Origin of the sequence: Legionella sp. km535 (assembly GCF_003990085.1) — a bacterium.
Lineage (GTDB): Bacteria > Pseudomonadota > Gammaproteobacteria > Legionellales > Legionellaceae > Legionella > Legionella moravica.
This window is the reverse complement of the sequence record NZ_RZGU01000003.1, coordinates 136,760-154,239: the sequence shown is the minus strand read 5'-3', so window position 1 is coordinate 154,239 and position 17,480 is coordinate 136,760. Positions and strand designations below refer to the sequence as shown.

Below are 17,480 nucleotides of genomic sequence, written 5' to 3'. Positions count from 1 at the left end.
ATATGTTCATGCAACGCTTAATCACATCATTAATTTTAGTGCCCTTGGTCTTGATGACGCTTTTTTATGCGCCATCCTGGTTTTTAGCGGGCGTACTTTTGCTGGTTTTTGTTGCTGCATGGAAAGAAAGCTTGCAACTCATTCCCATTAATAATATAGCACACCAAATTGGCTTTTTAGCGTTAATGCTCTTGGCTTTGTGGTTATGTGGTTATTTGTTTTCTTATTGGTTAACCATAGGTTTGGTACTTTGGGTATTTAATTGTATTGCCATTCTTGGTTTTCCTGATTCACAGCGTTATTGGGGATATCCTTCAGTTGTTGGCAGTGTACTGTTGATCCTTTTACCTTTATTTATTCAAAGCCTGGCCCATGTGTATGAGTTGCCTCAGGGTAAAGCCCTGGTTATTTATTTACTGTTCTTGATTTGGGCTTCTGATGTTGGTGCCTATCTTGCTGGAAAGCAATGGGGAACACACAAATTAATTCCACAGGTTAGTCCGGGTAAATCCTGGGAAGGCGTGTTGGGAGGATATCTGCTTTCAATGGTTGTTGCGGGTGTCGGGTTTTATTATTTTATGCCTTATTCCATTTCAATCTGGTTTGGACTGGCATTTATTACTGTGACCATTTCAATTTTTGGCGATTTATTCATCAGTATTTTAAAACGACGTTGTCATTTAAAGGATACAGGTACTATTATTCCCGGCCATGGCGGTATTTTGGATCGCCTGGATAGTTTAATAGCGGCCTTACCTTTATTTTATTTTGGATTAACTTTTATCCCCTTGGGAATTTAGTTTACTGGTTGGATTAAATATTGGATGACAGCATGCTTTTAACTCTGTTGTATTTTTTACTGGCTTTATTATTACTGGTTACCGTTCATGAATATGGCCATTTTCAGGTAGCACGGTGGTGTGGGGTCAAAGTACTACGTTTTTCATTTGGTTTTGGAAAGGTACTTGCGAGATGGCGTGACAAAAAGGGAACTGAATACGCCTGGTCCCTTTTTCCCCTTGGCGGATACGTCAAAATGCTTGATGAAACGGAAGGGGAAGTAGCGGAGCAGGATAAGCCTTACGCTTTCAATAACAAATCAGTTTGGGCGCGAATAGCCATCGTTCTGGCTGGCCCCATGTTTAATTTTATTTTTGCTTTTGTCGCATTATGGCTGGTGCTGGTTATAGGAATGCACTCACTGGCTCCGATGATTGACTCAGTCAAGCCTGGCAGTCTGGCAGCTAAAGCGGGTCTTGGGCCTAAACAGGAAATAATCGCACTGAACGGCACCAGGATAAACAGTTGGCGAGATTTTCAATACGCCATGATGCCGCTTATTGGTTCACGGGAAACAGTCAACATAACGGTCAAATCTTTAGTCGATGGCCATCAAAGTCAGCTCAGTTTGCCGTTAACTGATTGGAAACTCGATGATAAGGCACCCGATCCTCTGGATAGTCTTGGTATTGAGCCATTTATTCCAACAATTCCACCCGTGATTGGAGAGGTTGTACCAGACTCTCCTGCAGCAAAGGCGGGTCTTACGGTTGGCGACGAACTATTGAGCGTCGATGGCCAGTCATTTGATGATTGGATGTTTCTGGTAGATTATGTGCGAGAACGGCCTGATACCCAATTAACTTTGCAAATAAAAAGAAAAGGAATAAAACAGAGCATATCCATACTGACAGGAAGTCAAAAAAACAAAGACAAGATAGAGGGTAATATTGGCGTTCGCTCCCAAAAAGTTGACTGGCCAGCACATTGGTTACGCCTGGAGAGAGAGGGGCCAATATCCGCTTTGGGTACTGCATTCAATCAAACACTTCATCTCACGGGGACAACATTTACACTGATGGGCAGATTGGTTACAGGTCGCTTGGGATTAAACAGCATTAGCGGGCCCGTTGGGATTGCTCAAGGAGCAGGAAGTTCCGGGCGGAGTGGTTTGGTATCTTATTTGTTTTTTCTTGCCTTGGTGAGCATTAGTTTAGGTGCTTTAAATTTATTACCAATACCTATGCTGGATGGGGGACATTTGCTGTATTATGTTCTGGAAATTATTAGACGCAAGCCTTTGTCTGATGGAGTCAAAACTGTAGGAGTGTATTTAGGTTTGGTCTTATTGGTTGCCTTAATGTTTGTAGCACTTACTAATGATATATCAAGATTAACGGGGTAGGAGTCTCTATACATTTAATGCATTCTGGATCTCCATCCTGCCGCGGTACTGGTGATGAACAATTCCTGGAGATGAGTGATTAAAATAGGATATTAGAGTTAAGAAACTTGACAGTAGTTTCTTCTTCCTATAAAACGGTTTCAATTTTTGGCGTGACTGAACTGTAGTAAAATTTCAGAAAATCGCGTAGTACTGGACGTAAAAAAATAATGAAAAAAGTCGGTAATAAAATAATATTGGGTGTTTGTTGTTCTACTATGTTGGCGTGGTCCGCACAAACTATGGCTTCTGATGGGTTCATCGTTCGGGGTATCAAAGTTACGGGATTACAAAGAGTCTCTACTGGAACCGTATTAAATTACATACCAGTTCAGGTTGGCGAAGAGATTAACTCAAGTTCAACAGGCCAGATTATACGAACTCTATATGATACTGGCTTTTTCCAGTCTGTCTCTCTTGAGCGTCAAGGGAATATTCTAATCGTCAATGTGGTTGAAAGGGCAACCATTGGTAGCATCACTGTTGTCGGAAATAAAGACATTCCCAGCGATAAAATGAAAGCTTTTCTCAAGGAAATGGGACTGGTCAAAGGTCGCGTATTTCAAAAGTCTTCATTGGAGCGCTTGGAAAAAGAACTCAAACAAGCTTACACGGCTCGAGGCAAATACAATTCACGTATTGAAGCTAAAGTTTCTTCATTAACTGATAACAGAGTAGCCATTACCATTTCAGTTTCAGAGGGTCGTGTTTCTCGGATTAAAGAAATCAAAATAATAGGCAATCACGATTTTACTACCAATGAATTGTTGCCTGAATTTGCTTTGTCTACCAGTAATCTATTTACCTATTTTTCTAAAAAGGATCAGTACTCCAAGGCATCAATGGATGCCTCTCTGGAAGCGTTGAGATCGTTCTACCTGGATCGGGGCTACTTGAAATTTAATATTGTTTCATCACAAGTTCTGCTATCTCCTGACCGGAAAGATGTTTATATCAATGTGCATATAGAAGAAGGGCCACAATATCATTTCGCCGGCTATTCAGTCGTTGGGAAAACAATACTGCCGAAGGAAAAAATTGATCCTCTGGTTCAAGTGAAAAAGGGTGATGTATTTTCCCGGAAAAAAGTAACTGAATCCATTTCGGCTATTGGCTTGGCTTTAGGTGATGTCGGTTATGGTTTTCCAGCAATAAGTGCCGAACCTCGCATCGATGAGAATGATAAATCGGTCTTTATTACTTTTGTAGTGGAGCCAGGCCGCCATGTTTATGTTCGTAGAATTAATTTTCACGGCAACACCAAAACCGCAGATTATGTATTAAGAAATATTATTCGCCAGAATGAAGGCGGCCTTTTGTCCTTACATAATATTAAAGAATCAGAGAGACAATTACGCTTACTTGGCTATTTAAAGAATATTGATGTTAAGACCAATCCTGTTCAGGGAACCAATAATCAGGTTGATTTGGATGTTCAGGTTGAAGAAGCCCCATCAGCTGAAGCCAGTGCTTCCATAGGTTACGGTACTAACGGTTATCAATTTAATACCTCTGTGAATCAACATAACTTTATGGGAACAGGCCGCTCCATGGGAGCATCCTTTAATGCCAGTCAATGGGGACAGGATTATTCATTTAATTACTACAATCCATTCTATACAGATACGGGGGTAGGACGAGGAGGCAGTCTCTATTATTCTCGGATAGACCCTACAAACCTGAACGTCAGTACCTACAGCTCGAACCGATTTGGAGGAGATATTAATTATAATTTCCCTCTGGGAGAAGCGAGCAGCTTCCAGATCGGTTATGGTTATCAGGATATTGATATCAAATCAGTTGGCCCTGTAATTCCAATTCAGAATTTCGTCAATCTGTATGGCACTCATTTCCAGGAAATTCGCTTAACTACTGGTTGGAGTAGAAACAGCTATGATCAGATGCCTTATCCCAATAGCGGTTTGAATCAACAGGCAATCGCTTTTGTTGCTCTGCCTGCAACATCGCAATCTTTAACTTACTATAAGAGCTCATATCAAGCACGCGTGTATTACCCATTGTATCGTGGATGGATATTTTCAGCATTAGGCAATGTGGGATATGGAAATACCTTTAGTTACAATGGGCTGCCATTCTTTGAAAACTACTATGCTGGGGGTACTGCACAACCGGGGCAAGTTCGGGGTTATGACGTTAATTCTTTAGGTCCACTGGATAATATGGGTAATGCTATGGGAGCGAACCTTCTGCTTAATGCCAGTGCTGGTCTTATATTACCGTACCCTTTAAGCCGCGATAATATCAGAACAACTATCTTTGCTGACGCGGGTAATGTGTTTTCTTATGGAACTCCTGACGCATTACGTGGAACTCCTGCAGGTCCAATGCGTTATTCAGCGGGTGTTTCATTAGAATGGCGTTCTCCATTCGGTCCGCTGGCATTCAGTGTTGCGAAGGCGTTAAACCCGCAACCGTTGGATCAAACACAGTATTTCCAATTTGCTCTCTCTTCAGGATTTTAGGGGAAATCGCAAAGGAATTTATAATGAAAAGGTTTGTTGAAAAGTGTTGCTGCACATATCGCAACCCTTTTCGAATTGTGCTAGCATCACTATCTTTAAATTAGGAGATAAATATGAAACGTTTTGGTGCGGTATTAGTCGCATTGGTTTTTAGTTTGGTTGGCACATCTGCATTTGCAGATTGGGCAAAAATAGGTGTTGTTGATTTACAAAAAATCATGCAGACATCAAGTCAAATGAAAGACATCCAGGCAAAACTGGAAAAAGAATTTAAACCACGTCGTGATAAGTTAATGGCTGTAGAAGCAAGTCTGAAGTCTGACATGGAAAAATTCAAGCGTGATAGTGCTATTATGAGTGCTACTCAAAAGAAAGATCTGGAAAAGAAAATTGTTGCTGCACAACAACAATTTGAACGAGATGGACAGCAATATCAGCAAGAATTAAGCACTGCTCACAATGAAGCAATGGAAGGTTTGTATACTAAAGTTCGTTCTGCAATTTCTAAAGTTGCCAAAGACGAAAAATACGATATTATCGTCCAAAAAGATGCAACTCCTTTCAGTTCTGATACATTAGATGTAACCGATAAAGTTATTAAAGCAATAAATTAGTTCGGCGGACCAGTTGCTGACCCTTGCGCAATTAGCTGATATTTTAAATGGCGTCTGGCATGGAAATGCCAGTCACGCCATTTTTGGTTTGTCTTCTTTGGCGCGAGCCACATCTAGGGATGTCGCTTATTTCGATAACCCTTTGTTGTACAATACACTAGGACATACTGCTGCAGGCGCTGTCATTCTGAAAGCAGAGCATGTGCATCTATGTCCAGTGAATTCTATAGCGGTTTCAAATCCTCTGGCCTCTATGACTGAAGCAGTTAAGTTGTTTTCCTCTGCCCAATCTCCTAACAGTGGAATACACGAAACAGCTCGTATTCATCATTCTGCACAAATAGGTAACCAGGTTTCCATAGGTGCTTATAGTGTTATTGGTGAAGATGTTCACATAGCTGATGGCGTTATCCTGGGTTCCAATACTGTCATTGAATCGGCCGTGTCCATTGGAAAAGACAGCAGGATTGGTTGTGGGGTAATGATTCATTCAGGTTGTCGCCTTGGAAGGAATGTGCGTATTAATTCAGGGTGTATTATTGGTTCAGCTCCCTTTAATTATTTCAAACATCATGGAGTTTGGCAGCAAGGCCCTGATGTTGGTGCGGTGATTCTTTCTGATGAAGTGCATTTAGGTGCTAATACGGTGATTGATAGAGGAGCGCTGGGTGATACTTATCTTGCAGAAGGCGTTTGCGTCGATAATCTGGTGCAGATCGCGCATGATGTGTTTATCGGGAGTAATACCGCAATAGCCGGTTGTGCTGCTGTAGGTGCTTATGCTCATATTGGCTCTGATTGCATTATAGGGGGAGCAAGCAGCATTGCCGCTAATGTTCGATTAGGCGAAAATATTGTGATTACTGGAATGTCTACGGTCAGTAAATCGATAGTCAAGTCAGGTATTTATTCTTCTGGAACCATGGCCCATGAACATAATCGATGGCGCAAAAATGCAGCGCGATTCAAACGGCTGGATGATTATATAACCAGAATGGGTGCACTAGAGAAAAAACTAAGGAATGGTGATCCATCAATACAGGTACAGCAAGAGTAAGGCTGATTCAGATTTCTGATTGGTTTAGGTATTCAATTGGATATTTTTTAATTATTCGATTGATTAGAGTAGTGTAAAACAAGATAATGAATATTCTTTTAAAGAATTCACAATGATTCAATGAGAAACAATGTATGAGTGAGCATATTGATATAAATCAGATAATAAATCTGTTGCCGCACCGTTATCCATTTCTTTTGGTTGACAGAGTCCTGGATTATAAAAAAATGGATTATTTGACAGCAATCAAAAATGTGACCATGAATGAGAATTTTTTTACTGGCCATTTTCCAGGAAATCCAATCATGCCAGGTGTACTAATGCTTGAAGCATTAGCTCAAGCCTGTGCTATTTTGTCTAATCTTTCCCGCCAACCTAAAGAAGGGTACGAATTCTTGCATTATTTTGCAGGAATTGACAATGCGCGCTTTAAACAAATAGTGACCCCAGGTGATCAATTAAGATTGGAAGTAAAGTTAATTGGGCAAAAGAGAGATTTTTGGCGTATGCATGGTGAAGCTTATGTAGGTGATAAATTAGCTTGTTCCGCAGACTTATTAAGCGCAGCAAAGGAAATTCTAAAGTGATAGATGAAAGAGCAATGATTCATCCATCTGCAAAACTGGGGAAAGGGGTATCTATTGGCCCTGGTACAGTAATCGGTGCAGATGTTGAGATTGGTGAAAATACCTGGATTGGTCCGCATGTAGTAATTGATGGGCCAACAACGATTGGTAAAAACAATAAAATATTTCAATTTGCTTCAGTAGGTGATGAGCCACAGGACATCACTTATAAGGGCGAGCCAACTCGTTTGGAAATTGGTGATAATAATGTAATACGCGAATATTGTATGATTAGCCGCGGCACCGTCAAAGGCGGTGGTGTTACTCGCATCGGAAATAATAATTTTTTAATGGCTTATTCTCATATAGGTCATGATTGTATGGTTGGTGACCAAATTATTATGGTTAATTACGCGGCCTTATCTGGTCACGTTATCGTTAATGATTTCGCGATCATTGGTCCTTATGCGGCGGTACATCAGTTTTGTCATGTAGGGGCTTATGCATTTATTGCGCGTGCAACGTACGTTACTAAAGATGTATTGCCCTATGTCATGATTGCAGGACATACAACTTCAGCATGTGGAATAAATACTGTTGGATTGCGCAGACGGGGCTTTTCTTCTTCGGCAATAGACAGTCTAAGACGGGCTTATAAAATTATTTTCCGTAAAGGTTTGACAGTGCAACAGGCTGTAGCTGAACTGGAGTTGATGCAGGGGGAATGTCCTGAGGTTATTCCTATGATTGATGCTCTGAATCAATCCACGCGCGGTATTGTGAGATAAATGATGATTGCTCCCTACCTAGCTGTAGCTTTTGGAGGGTCTTTGGGAGCAATGTCGCGTTATGCAACTGTACTTTTTGCGCAGAATATATGGGGATTACGATTTCCATACGGTACTTTAATCGTCAATACTTTAGGTTCTTTTTTAGCGGGATTCTTTCTTACTTTATTAGTGGGGCGTTTCAGTGCTGAAGAATATTGGCGTTTATTTTTCTTTACTGGTTTTTTAGGTGCGTATACCACCTTTTCAAGTTTTGCTGCTGAATCATTGTTTCTGTATGAACAAGGACAATGGTTCAAATTACTGGCGAATATTTTAGTTAATAACATTGGTGCCTTGACAATGGTACTTGTCGGTACCTGTGTTGCTCGATGTTTGCTTGCAGGGTACCTTGATCCAACTTAAAACTCAGAGTGTTTACTTATGTTAGATAATCAATTACTTCGTGAAGATCCCCAACGTGTTGCATCTCAACTTTTAAAGCGTGGCTTTAAATTTGATGTGGATGCCTTTTCTGAATTGGAAGAAAAACGTAAAGCATTACAAGTCAGCACCCAGTCGCTACAAAATGAACGGAATATGCGCTCCAAAGCCATTGGCGCGGCAAAATCTCGCGGTGAAGATATAGAGCCTATGCGAGAAGAGGTTAATCAATTGGCAGCGCGATTAGAGCAGCAGAAAGCAGAGCTTGAAACGGTATTACAGCACATTGAAGCTATTGCATTATCTCTGCCTAATATTCCGCATGAATCTGTCCCTGTAGGTAAAGATGAACAAGATAACCAAGAGGTTAGGCGTTGGGGTACAGTTCCCGAGTTTGATTTTCCAGTGAAATCTCATGATGAGTTGGGAGATGCACTTGGACAAATGGATTTTGCTCTGGCTGCTAAAATTACGGGAAGCCGTTTTGTAGTAATGAAACATCAAATTGCGCGACTGCATCGTGCTTTAATTCAGTTTATGCTCGATACTCATACCCAACAGCATGGTTATCAAGAGATCTATGTACCCTATATTGTGAATTCTGACAGTCTTTTGGGGACTGGTCAGTTGCCTAAATTTGAAGAGGATTTGTTTAAACTGACTGGAGAGAATGGTTATTATCTGACTTCCACAGCAGAAATCCCTGTAACTAATACAGTAAGAGATACCATTTTGCCTGTCGAATCGTTGCCTGTTCGCTATGCATGCCATTCACCCTGTTTCAGAAGTGAGGCCGGTTCTTATGGCAAAGATACTAAAGGGATGATTCGCCAGCATCAATTTGAAAAAGTTGAGTTGGTCTGGATAACGAAGCCAGAAGATTCTTATGATGCTCTGGAGCAGCTAACCCACCATGCTGAAGTCATTTTGCAGCGATTGGAGTTGCCTTATCGGGTACTTGCTCTGTGCACCGGGGACATGGGGGCTGGATCTGCAAAAACGTATGATCTTGAGGTTTGGCTGCCTAGCCAAAATACGTATAGAGAAATTTCATCCTGCTCCAATATGGAAGCCTTTCAAGCACGTCGAATGAAAGCGCGATATCGTAATCCAGAAACCAATGAAATAGAATTGGTTCATACCTTAAATGGCTCAGGATTGGCAGTAGGAAGAACTTTGGTCGCCATTATGGAGAATTACCAGGATAAAGACGGCGCTATTCATATTCCTACTGTTTTAAAACCTTATTTGGGTGGTATGGACGTTATTTTAAATTCATTAAAATAGTATGTATTCTCTAGTATTTTAAATGCCATGCGTGTTCCCTGCTCCCTTTAAAAGGGAGAAGGGGAATAGTTTGAGCAGCCGGTTACCTATCTACCCGGTCATTTATGTTACCTCTATTCTGGTCATACACTTCTGCTGGTGAATATTTTGGATTATGATCCGGCGCATTGAATCGAATCAATAATTACCGGTATTTGTCTTATGTATAAATTATGTTTCAATGTTCCTGAAACTCATCTTGAATTAGTTAAAGATGCCATTTTCGCAGCTGGAGCTGGAATTATTGGTAATTACTGCAAATGTTCATGGCAAATATTAGGAGAGGGGCAGTTTATGCCGCTAGTTGGAAGTAATGCATTTATTGGTGAAATGAATCAATTAGAAAAAATAGCTGAATATAAAGTTGAGACGGTTTGTCAGAATGAATGCATCAAGGAGGTTATTGAAGCTTTAAAAAGCAGTCATCCCTATGAAACACCTTCATATGAAGTCTGGCAGCTAGAGGCATTTTGATAGGAAAAATAAATAATGTCTTGGTTGTTGATAGATTCGGTTTAAACCTTATAACCAGAATAATCGTACCCAAAGGTATAATAGGGACATTCCTATAACTGGAATAATGACAAAGCCAAAAAATAGGTGTATCTGAGTTCGATTTTCTGCAGATGAGCGATAATATTTTAAAAATTTTTTGAACACAGACATGCCATTCAGCCATTAATCAATTGAATTCATAACAGAATACTATGAATTCTTTGTTTGTTGAACATTCCGTTTACTAAAGATTCATCAATGAACATTAAATATGTTGAATTAATAAATGCTAACGAAACGATTTGGCATTTTTCGTAAGTCCTAAAACTTACAGGGTTGAAAAATCAGTATGCTGTATTGCATACTGCATTCCTGACATTAATTAACAAAGATCGCAATGAATAAACTAAAGAAAATTTCCTGCCCAATCTGCGGCAAACAAAATACCTGGGATTCTGAAAATGCTTTTAGACCCTTTTGTTCTGAACGATGTAAATTGATAGATTTAGGCGAGTGGGCCAGCGAAACCCGAAAAATCCCTGGAGACTCTATTGATTCAAACAGCCTTCCAATTGATAGCGATGCTGCTGATGAGCCTGATGATCCCTTCTTGAGATAGCACGGATGTTTATGGAAAGGGGACCTCAGAATAGTTAATCCTTTATTGGTGTCTCAATCCCGCATCCTGTTCTTTATGAAGCTCAGGCAAATTTTCTTTTATCGTACCAAGCGCCTCTTCAAGTGAATTGGCTTGACTAATTGCAGTAAATACGGTGATGCGCTTATCTATTTGGCTGGTATCTCTGCTCGGATTTTGCTCTTTGATTTCAACATTTTTCTCAATGCCTTTCTCTGCAATCGATTGAATTACTGAGAAATCATCATTTGCTTGTAACGCTCTGATTAAATTAGCTAAATTAGGGTATAGCTGTGATTTAATAGTTACTCCGGGCTCAACAAAGAGACCACTTTGCAGGATGGAACATAATTCACTATAGCAATTCTTATCCTGTTCAGAGTCTTGTTTCATCAATAAGTCCTGATCAGTCGACGCTTGAGGATTGGAAGTTATTCCAAATTTATTCTTATATTGATTCCATTCATTCTTTAATGCTGTCATTTGAGGGCTGTCATCCAAACTGCTCATATAAAGTTCTGTTAAATCTATGAATGCAGGAGTTGAGTGCTTAGTACTATTAATCAAAAGAGCGATCCCTTCACTCAATGCATAGGCCTGCTCATTTTCCTGATATTCAGTGGTGTTTTTTTCTAATGAAAATCTTCTGGAAAATAAGATGTTAGCTGATTTTTCGATTAAATTATTAACTTTGATATTTAATAAAGGACCGACTTCATTAATATTCTTCTCAATGATCTGAGTTAAACGACTTGCAGATATTCCGTATTTCGCCTTAATTTCCGACCAAAGTGAAGTAGCTCGTCATGAGATTCCGATAGTTTGGTATGTAATTTGAGAACAGTGTACCCAGTCCTTCGATGTCGTTACGCCAGTCGCGGTGCAATTCACAAGCCATGCCAAACCAGTTAATCAATTGTACGCCAGCGGCCTGCATTCGCAACCAGGCACTATGGCGGGTGACCTCATTAAACGTCCCTGAAGCATCAGTGATTATAAAAACTTCATATCCCGCTTCCAAAGCTGACAGGGCAGGAAAGGCCACGCAAACCTCGGTAACCACACCGGCGATGATGAGCTGTTTGCATCCGGTATTCTTCACTGCATTAACGAATTCCTCATTATCCCAGGCATTGATGTTGCCAGGGCGTGCGATGTACGGAGCATTCGGAAACATTCACTTTCTCCCAGAAGGAGTGGGGAGAACATGACATTCACTGATTATTAATATGGTCGGAGTGACAGGAATTGAACCTGCGACCCCTGCCTCCCGAAGGCAGTGCTCTACCAGGCTGAGCTACACTCCGATAAGATTGACGAGCGATCGTTCTCCTTGTTTCTATAAAGTGTGATTGAACGAAACTAATTATTCAAGGGTTGGTGTGTCTCCTGAGAGGGTTCATTCACTGCTATCATGCTATTAATGCCTGATCCGATAAAATCAATCAAATTGATTACAGGACTGGCTACACCGACAACGGCCGCTATAAAGGAAAAAACCAAATAAACTGCAGCATCTATAATATCGATTTTCGCAACCTGCGGATTTAATTTTGCCAGATTAACAATGGATTTGAGCCCGAGGTATACAGATGCTGCAGCGAGTTCCAGGGTGATAATTGTAAGGCATACAGGAGCCGTTATGGTGCTTGCTCCTTGGTAAAAAAATTCATTAGGAGATTTATATGGATTAAAAAAAAGAGATTTTATGGGGGTTCTTTTATCTAATCGTACGTGGTCAAATACCGTATAGGTCACACCACATTGGTCAAATAAAAATTCATTAAATTTTTTTATTAATTCCTGAGTAGTCATAAGAATCTTAGGCAAATAGTTTTGTAATTTCATCATACATGAAAATTTGTCTGTTTTTAAAGAGCTATCACGGTTCTGTTTCTGATTTTAATAGTGCGGCAGAGACTCTGATAACAGAAACAGGAGCGGGAAGACATGCAGCACTTTGTAGTGTTTTAGTAATTTCGTTCCAGAGCAAAATTGGCCAAATCAATCAGTGCTGTTTTATATTCTGAATCTGCAAGAACTGTTAAGCAAGACAGTGCTTTATCTACTTCCTGAGCAGCGATTCGTTTGGTATAGGCTATGGCATTAGTTTGTTCAATCGCCAGAAGAATATCGGGTAAATGGTCCAAACTTCCCAATTTTAAACTGTTTTTAATTTGCTCTTGTTGTGTTGGTGTACCATGCTGTAATGCGTGGATTAAAGGAAGGGTTGCTTTACCGTCCGCAAGATCGTCACCAATATTTTTACCCAGAGTTGCAGAATCAGAGCAATAATCCAGTGCATCATCAATCAGTTGAAAAGCATTCCCCAAATGCAAACCATAAGCATAGAGGCTATTTTGTACTTCAATGGGTGAGTTACCCAGAATAGGACCTATACATGCCGCAGCTGCAAAAAGTAGAGCTGTTTTAGACCGAATAACATCGAAATAATCCTCAATACTCAATGCTGGGTTATGCCGATTTGCAAGTTGCTTGACCTCACCACAACTAATTTGGTGTGATGTATTGGCGAATAGATTGAGAATCGCGGAAGTCCCGACTTCTACCATTAATTGTACCGATTGAGTAAATAAATAGTCTCCGACCAACACACTGGCTTTACTACCCCAGATGCTGTTAGCGGTTTGTCTTCCTCTTCTCAAGGTAGATTCATCAACTACGTCATCATGTAATAAAGTGGCAGTATGAAAAAATTCAACCATGGCTGCCAAAGAGATGTGATCCGTACCTTTATAGCCGCAGGCATTGCTGGACAAAAGTACCAGTAAGGGGCGTAATCTCTTGCCACCGCTCTCAACGATATGATGGGACAAGTCATGAATTAAAACGATTTGTGATTGAATTTTATCAATAATCAAGTTATTAACCGCGTCAAAATCTTCATTTACCAAGGCGCGTATACGGTCAATAGTCATTCTATATCCTCTACCAATTAGTCAATGCATGCTAAGGGGGGATATGTTAATTGTCAAGTATAAGAAGGAACTTGCGCACGGCTATCCTATTAAAAATATGACGTCTTTCCGAGCGTAGCGAGGAATCTCCTGCAAGGTTGCACGATGCCATTAAAATGCGGCCATTAAAATCATATCAAGAGTTGAGTCTCCCGAGCCAGCCTTTTTCTGCAGGCGCCTAATGCTCATATCCTTAAATTTCTTTAATGTTTTGCCATCAATGGCTATCAAATTACCCAATGCTTGTTGGAATGATTGAATCCAAGAAATAAAAACACTTCTTAAATTCATCCGGATTTAAAATCGAAAATACACGAGCACATGTATTTTTAGATGGAATGCCATTCTCAAAAGATAAAAATCGGCGTAAATAATCTAATTGTTCTTCTCCGAATGTTACAAAATCACGCCAACTCTGAGTTCCACATAGGTTAGCGCAGATAACAACAAATAATAGTTCCGTTAAAGGATACAATTTCTTTCTATCAATTCTTGGATCTTCGAGCGTGTCGAAATGATATAAAAATCCAGGTACATCTTCTGATGACATCATTAAATTCCTTGTAAAAACAGAGAGGTTAAAAGGTAATGATAATTAATGCATTAATTCAGATTGTGCCAATTTGCAGGAGATTCCTCGCTACGCTCGGAAAGACGTTACATTTTTAATGGGACAGCCGTGGGAACTTGCGGTTTGCCCAACGGGCGTAGAATTGATCTATTGACTGTGTTTATTGTGTTTCGCTTTTATTTTTTTGTTTTTATACATGTTGTTGTCAGCCAGCTTGAGTAAGTTCTCTGCATTTGTAGCTTCATCTGGAAAAATTGCTGTACCGATACTGATCGTACAATTTAAATCCAGATTTTTAATGTGAAAGGGTTCAGAAAACTCCTGTTCTATCCTTTTAATTATTGTATCGGATATCGACTCATTCGGTTTATAAGTGATGACTGCGGTAAATTCATCACCGCCTAATCGCGCAATAATATCGTTTGCCCTAAAGCAGTTTTTCAGTCTTTTACCAACCTGTAATAAGAGGATGTCACCTACGTCATGGCCGTATTTATCATTTATTTTTTTAAAGCCATCCAGATCCATAAAAAATAAAGTGACTGTGTTTTGGGTTGATACAGCCAAATCGAGAATTTTCTGTAAATGAGTATTAAAATAAGAACGATTAGGCAAATTGGTTAATGAATCATGATTTGATAGGTAGTGAAATTTTTGTTTATCTGCTTTGAGTAAGAAATTTTGTTCCCTTAATACCGTTTCATAAAGTCTATTTTCTTTCAATAAATTATAGAGAATGGTGATCGTAAGTAAAAAAATAAAAATATGATTTATATTTTCGATGTAGAGAAGATATTCTGCAGGGACCTGGTATACCGGTGAGATGTATTGATAGACAAATATCATTACTATTGATGCAGATAATAGGCTGTAGAAAATTAATCCCTCAAGTCCTATTGTTGCAGCGGCAAGGATGGGCGACAGATAGAACCAGCCAAAATAGGAACTGGATATTCCTCCTAAACACAAATTACCTACAGTCATGACCAACAGGCATAAACTATTCAATACATGGCCACAAAGGATGATGCTGTATTTCTTCTTGAGTAATATCAAATTACCGAATGCAATAACGCTGGCAAAACATAAAAAGTAGGCAATAATCCAAAAATGCAAATAAATATTGAGTGCAGCGAAATTAATACCAATAACAAGGAGTTCAACAGTGATTGTAGTGAGCAGGCGGTATTTTCTATCATGTTCACTGGGAAGTGGTAGTTGTGACTTACGATTCATAACATCTTGTTCACCCAGTGTCATTTAAAGACCTCAGATTCTAGATATGAAGAAGTTAAATTATTTCATATCAATATCTACAGTATAGATTATTATTTGTACAGGTTTACGTCGTTTATTCTATTCAAATTGATAAATTATCTTGATCATTAAGTCAAGAGATCAGCTGAGTTAAAGTCAAATAATGTTTAAAAAGCTTTTAAAAAAGCGGCAAGTTCTTGGGGATGGCCCTGCTAGCCCCAAACAGGAATTAAAACTGACTCGCGAGCAGTACCTAACTCCTGATTGGGGCATAATTAAACTACACGACTTCTGATGTGTCATCGCTACACATTAAAACGAAAGTGCATCACATCACCATCACAAACAATATAGTCTTTCCCTTCAAGACGTAGCTTTCCGGCTTCTTTAGCTCCCTGTTCGCCACGACAAGCGATGAACGCCTCATAAGAAATGACTTCTGCTCGTATAAAGCCTTTTTCAAAGTCTGTATGAATTACTCCAGCTGCCTGTGGTGCTGTTGCTCCTTTGTGAATGGTCCATGCTCTTACTTCCTTTACTCCGGCAGTAAAATAGGTTTGTAATCCCAATAGGTCATATCCTGCTCTGATCACTTTGTTTAACCCCGGCTCTGTTAATCCCAGGTCAGTCATGAATTCTTTGCGATCAGCATCATCCAGCTCTACCAGCTCAGATTCAGTTGCTGCGCATAAAGCCACAATGCGTGCCTGTTCCTGGGCTGCAAGATTTTTAACTTGTTCCAGTAAAGGATTATTTTCATAGCCATCATCATTAACATTGGCTATATAAAGTACCGGTTTTGCAGTGAGTAAAAACAGTCGACGCGTAATGAGTTCTTCTTCAGGAGTAAGTCCTAAAGTTCGAACAGGATATCCAGCATCCAGGTGCGCTTTAATTTTTTCGAGAGTTTTCATTTCGAAAATAGCTTCCTTATTGCCACTTCTGCTGTTTTTTCCTGCTTTTAGCATGGCTTTTTCAAGTGTTTCCATATCTGCTAAAGCAAGTTCTGTGTTAATTACTTCTATGTCGCTAAGTGGATCAACGCGACCTTCAACGTGTATTACATCCGAATTTTCAAAGCAACGCACCACATGAGCAATCGCATCAGTTTCGCGTATGTTTGCCAGAAATTGATTCCCCAGCCCTTCACCGCTGGAAGCCCCTTTAACCAAGCCGGCAATATCAACAAACTGCATGGTCGCAGGAAGAGCCTGCTGTGGCTTTACGATGTCGCTTAATGCATCCAGACGAGGATCGGGAACAGTTACGATACCCACATTAGGTTCAATGGTACAAAATGGGTAGTTAGCCGCTTCTATACCTGCTTTGGTCAGGGCGTTGAATAGAGTTGACTTTCCAACGTTAGGTAAACCAACGATACCGCATTTAAATCCCATATGTACTACCTCTTTGCTAATGTTCTAAATGAAGCGTCAATCGTGAGGATTGGATGGTTTATTTAGAATTAAGTGTTTAATTGATTCATTGCTCTGGCTATATCTCCAGACAATACCAAAGGCATTACAGCTATGCCTCTATCTATAGCATCGTAAATTTTCTGTCTGTCATCGACTGAAGGTTTGCCCAATACAAATTGGTGGACGAGGTCTCTATGACCAGGATGGCCAATCCCAATTCGTAATCGATGAAATTCACTGCTTCCTAACTGAGTTATAATGTCTCGTAAACCATTGTGCCCCCCATGGCCTCCACCTGTTTTTATTTTTATACGTCCAACAGGCAGATCCAGCTCATCATGTACGACCACAATTTCTTCTGGTTGAATTCGATAAAATTGACTGATTGCCCGGGTAGGTAACCCACTGTGGTTCATAAAAGTTAAGGGTAATACTAATTTGCATTGATGATGATTGATATCCAGATCAGCAATTTCCGCCTGCATTTTTTTATCTGATTTATAATGAGTGCTGTGTCTTTGTGCCAGAGAAGTAACCAACCATCCACCGGCATTATGCCTGGTTTGTTCATAGGCAGAGCCTGGATTACGTAAACCGATGATTAGTTTAATGGCCATAGACTGTAGTTTCTTAATATATGTAT

General features: G+C 39.9%; 19 protein-coding genes and 1 tRNA gene. 11 read left to right on the top strand and 9 right to left on the bottom strand.

Features of this window, described 5'->3' with window-relative positions:
- The first annotated feature begins 2 nt into the window (after positions 1-2).
- The 11 genes from ELY21_RS02915 (at position 3) to yacG (ending at position 10,595) form a co-directional block, all read left to right on the top strand.
- Entirely contained in the window at positions 3-800 is a 798-nt protein-coding gene (locus ELY21_RS02915; RefSeq protein WP_127106726.1) for a phosphatidate cytidylyltransferase, read from the top strand.
- A 32-nt stretch (positions 801-832) separates the two neighbouring features.
- Complete coding sequence (gene rseP, locus ELY21_RS02910; RefSeq protein ID WP_127106724.1) at positions 833-2,185, top strand: RIP metalloprotease RseP; 1,353 nt, start codon at positions 833-835, stop codon at positions 2,183-2,185.
- 209 nt (positions 2,186-2,394) lie between these two features.
- On the top strand, positions 2,395-4,707 hold the full coding sequence (gene bamA, locus ELY21_RS02905; RefSeq protein ID WP_127106722.1) for an outer membrane protein assembly factor BamA: 2,313 nt from the start codon (positions 2,395-2,397) through the stop codon (positions 4,705-4,707).
- Positions 4,708-4,820: 113 nt separating this feature from the next.
- On the top strand, positions 4,821-5,321 hold the full coding sequence (locus ELY21_RS02900) for an OmpH family outer membrane protein (protein WP_127106720.1): 501 nt from the start codon (positions 4,821-4,823) through the stop codon (positions 5,319-5,321).
- Positions 5,322-5,334: 13 nt separating this feature from the next.
- Positions 5,335-6,378, top strand: a complete 1,044-nt coding sequence (lpxD, locus tag ELY21_RS02895; protein ID WP_127106718.1) for a UDP-3-O-(3-hydroxymyristoyl)glucosamine N-acyltransferase — start codon at positions 5,335-5,337, stop codon at positions 6,376-6,378.
- A gap of 134 nt (positions 6,379-6,512) precedes the next feature.
- Positions 6,513-6,965: a 3-hydroxyacyl-ACP dehydratase FabZ gene (fabZ, locus tag ELY21_RS02890; RefSeq protein ID WP_028383704.1), complete on the top strand. Its 453-nt coding sequence runs from the start codon at positions 6,513-6,515 to the stop codon at positions 6,963-6,965.
- Positions 6,962-7,732 (top strand): acyl-ACP--UDP-N-acetylglucosamine O-acyltransferase, encoded by a 771-nt coding sequence (gene lpxA, locus ELY21_RS02885; RefSeq protein ID WP_028383705.1) that lies wholly within the window; start codon positions 6,962-6,964, stop codon positions 7,730-7,732. Before fabZ ends, lpxA begins: the two co-directional genes overlap by 4 nt.
- Positions 7,733-8,137, top strand: a complete 405-nt coding sequence (gene crcB, locus ELY21_RS02880; protein ID WP_127106716.1) for a fluoride efflux transporter CrcB — start codon at positions 7,733-7,735, stop codon at positions 8,135-8,137.
- Positions 8,138-8,155: 18 nt separating this feature from the next.
- Entirely contained in the window at positions 8,156-9,442 is a 1,287-nt protein-coding gene (gene serS / locus ELY21_RS02875) for a serine--tRNA ligase (RefSeq protein ID WP_127106714.1), read from the top strand.
- A 201-nt stretch (positions 9,443-9,643) separates the two neighbouring features.
- A complete protein-coding gene (locus ELY21_RS02870; protein WP_127106712.1) occupies positions 9,644-9,955 on the top strand; it encodes an NGG1p interacting factor NIF3 in 312 nt (103 codons plus the stop codon).
- A 418-nt stretch (positions 9,956-10,373) separates the two neighbouring features.
- On the top strand, positions 10,374-10,595 hold the full coding sequence (gene yacG, locus ELY21_RS02865; protein WP_127106710.1) for a DNA gyrase inhibitor YacG: 222 nt from the start codon (positions 10,374-10,376) through the stop codon (positions 10,593-10,595).
- A 42-nt stretch (positions 10,596-10,637) separates the two neighbouring features.
- On the opposite strand, the gene ELY21_RS02860 is transcribed toward yacG, so the two are convergent.
- The 9 genes from ELY21_RS02860 to pth form a co-directional block, all read right to left on the bottom strand.
- The gene (locus tag ELY21_RS02860; RefSeq protein WP_127106708.1) at positions 10,638-11,180 is read right to left on the bottom strand and encodes a hypothetical protein; all 543 of its coding nucleotides are present in this window, start codon (positions 11,178-11,180) and stop codon (positions 10,638-10,640) included.
- Between the two features lie 208 nt (positions 11,181-11,388).
- Positions 11,389-11,790 carry an isochorismatase family protein gene (locus tag ELY21_RS02855; RefSeq protein ID WP_233588644.1) on the bottom strand — a complete coding sequence of 134 codons (402 nt, stop codon included), beginning with the start codon at positions 11,788-11,790 and terminating at the stop codon, positions 11,389-11,391.
- 53 nt (positions 11,791-11,843) lie between these two features.
- Positions 11,844-11,920 (bottom strand) — tRNA-Pro (locus ELY21_RS02850).
- Between the two features lie 55 nt (positions 11,921-11,975).
- Positions 11,976-12,428, bottom strand: coding sequence for a hypothetical protein (locus ELY21_RS02845; RefSeq protein WP_158618502.1), 453 nt, complete (start codon positions 12,426-12,428; stop codon positions 11,976-11,978).
- A gap of 155 nt (positions 12,429-12,583) precedes the next feature.
- Positions 12,584-13,552 (bottom strand): polyprenyl synthetase family protein, encoded by a 969-nt coding sequence (locus tag ELY21_RS02840; protein ID WP_127106704.1) that lies wholly within the window; start codon positions 13,550-13,552, stop codon positions 12,584-12,586.
- Positions 13,553-13,823: 271 nt separating this feature from the next.
- Entirely contained in the window at positions 13,824-14,144 is a 321-nt protein-coding gene (locus tag ELY21_RS02835) for a transposase family protein (RefSeq protein ID WP_127106702.1), read from the bottom strand.
- Between the two features lie 165 nt (positions 14,145-14,309).
- Positions 14,310-15,422: a GGDEF domain-containing protein gene (locus ELY21_RS02830; RefSeq protein WP_127106700.1), complete on the bottom strand. Its 1,113-nt coding sequence runs from the start codon at positions 15,420-15,422 to the stop codon at positions 14,310-14,312.
- A gap of 302 nt (positions 15,423-15,724) precedes the next feature.
- Positions 15,725-16,816, bottom strand: a complete 1,092-nt coding sequence (gene ychF, locus ELY21_RS02825) for a redox-regulated ATPase YchF (RefSeq protein ID WP_127106698.1) — start codon at positions 16,814-16,816, stop codon at positions 15,725-15,727.
- 68 nt (positions 16,817-16,884) lie between these two features.
- A complete protein-coding gene (gene pth / locus ELY21_RS02820; RefSeq protein ID WP_127106696.1) occupies positions 16,885-17,454 on the bottom strand; it encodes an aminoacyl-tRNA hydrolase in 570 nt (189 codons plus the stop codon).
- Positions 17,455-17,480: the final 26 nt, after the last annotated feature.

What these genes read in the sequence shown, in the direction of transcription:
- ELY21_RS02915 (WP_127106726.1), top strand. Translation starts at nt 3, where the DNA reads ATGTTCATGCAACGCTTAATCACATCATTAATTTTAGTGCCCTTGGTC.
- rseP (WP_127106724.1), top strand. Translation starts at nt 833, where the DNA reads ATGCTTTTAACTCTGTTGTATTTTTTACTGGCTTTATTATTACTGGTT.
- bamA (WP_127106722.1), top strand. Translation starts at nt 2,395, where the DNA reads ATGAAAAAAGTCGGTAATAAAATAATATTGGGTGTTTGTTGTTCTACT.
- ELY21_RS02900 (WP_127106720.1), top strand. Translation starts at nt 4,821, where the DNA reads ATGAAACGTTTTGGTGCGGTATTAGTCGCATTGGTTTTTAGTTTGGTT.
- fabZ (WP_028383704.1), top strand. Translation starts at nt 6,513, where the DNA reads ATGAGTGAGCATATTGATATAAATCAGATAATAAATCTGTTGCCGCAC.
- crcB (WP_127106716.1), top strand. Translation starts at nt 7,733, where the DNA reads ATGATGATTGCTCCCTACCTAGCTGTAGCTTTTGGAGGGTCTTTGGGA.
- serS (WP_127106714.1), top strand. Translation starts at nt 8,156, where the DNA reads ATGTTAGATAATCAATTACTTCGTGAAGATCCCCAACGTGTTGCATCT.
- ELY21_RS02870 (WP_127106712.1), top strand. Translation starts at nt 9,644, where the DNA reads ATGTATAAATTATGTTTCAATGTTCCTGAAACTCATCTTGAATTAGTT.
- yacG (WP_127106710.1), top strand. Translation starts at nt 10,374, where the DNA reads ATGAATAAACTAAAGAAAATTTCCTGCCCAATCTGCGGCAAACAAAAT.
- ELY21_RS02855 (WP_233588644.1), bottom strand. Translation starts at nt 11,790, where the DNA reads ATGTTTCCGAATGCTCCGTACATCGCACGCCCTGGCAACATCAATGCC.
- ELY21_RS02845 (WP_158618502.1), bottom strand. Translation starts at nt 12,428, where the DNA reads ATGACTACTCAGGAATTAATAAAAAAATTTAATGAATTTTTATTTGAC.
- ELY21_RS02840 (WP_127106704.1), bottom strand. Translation starts at nt 13,552, where the DNA reads ATGACTATTGACCGTATACGCGCCTTGGTAAATGAAGATTTTGACGCG.
- ELY21_RS02835 (WP_127106702.1), bottom strand. Translation starts at nt 14,144, where the DNA reads ATGATGTCATCAGAAGATGTACCTGGATTTTTATATCATTTCGACACG.
- ELY21_RS02830 (WP_127106700.1), bottom strand. Translation starts at nt 15,422, where the DNA reads ATGACACTGGGTGAACAAGATGTTATGAATCGTAAGTCACAACTACCA.
- ychF (WP_127106698.1), bottom strand. Translation starts at nt 16,816, where the DNA reads ATGGGATTTAAATGCGGTATCGTTGGTTTACCTAACGTTGGAAAGTCA.
- pth (WP_127106696.1), bottom strand. Translation starts at nt 17,454, where the DNA reads ATGGCCATTAAACTAATCATCGGTTTACGTAATCCAGGCTCTGCCTAT.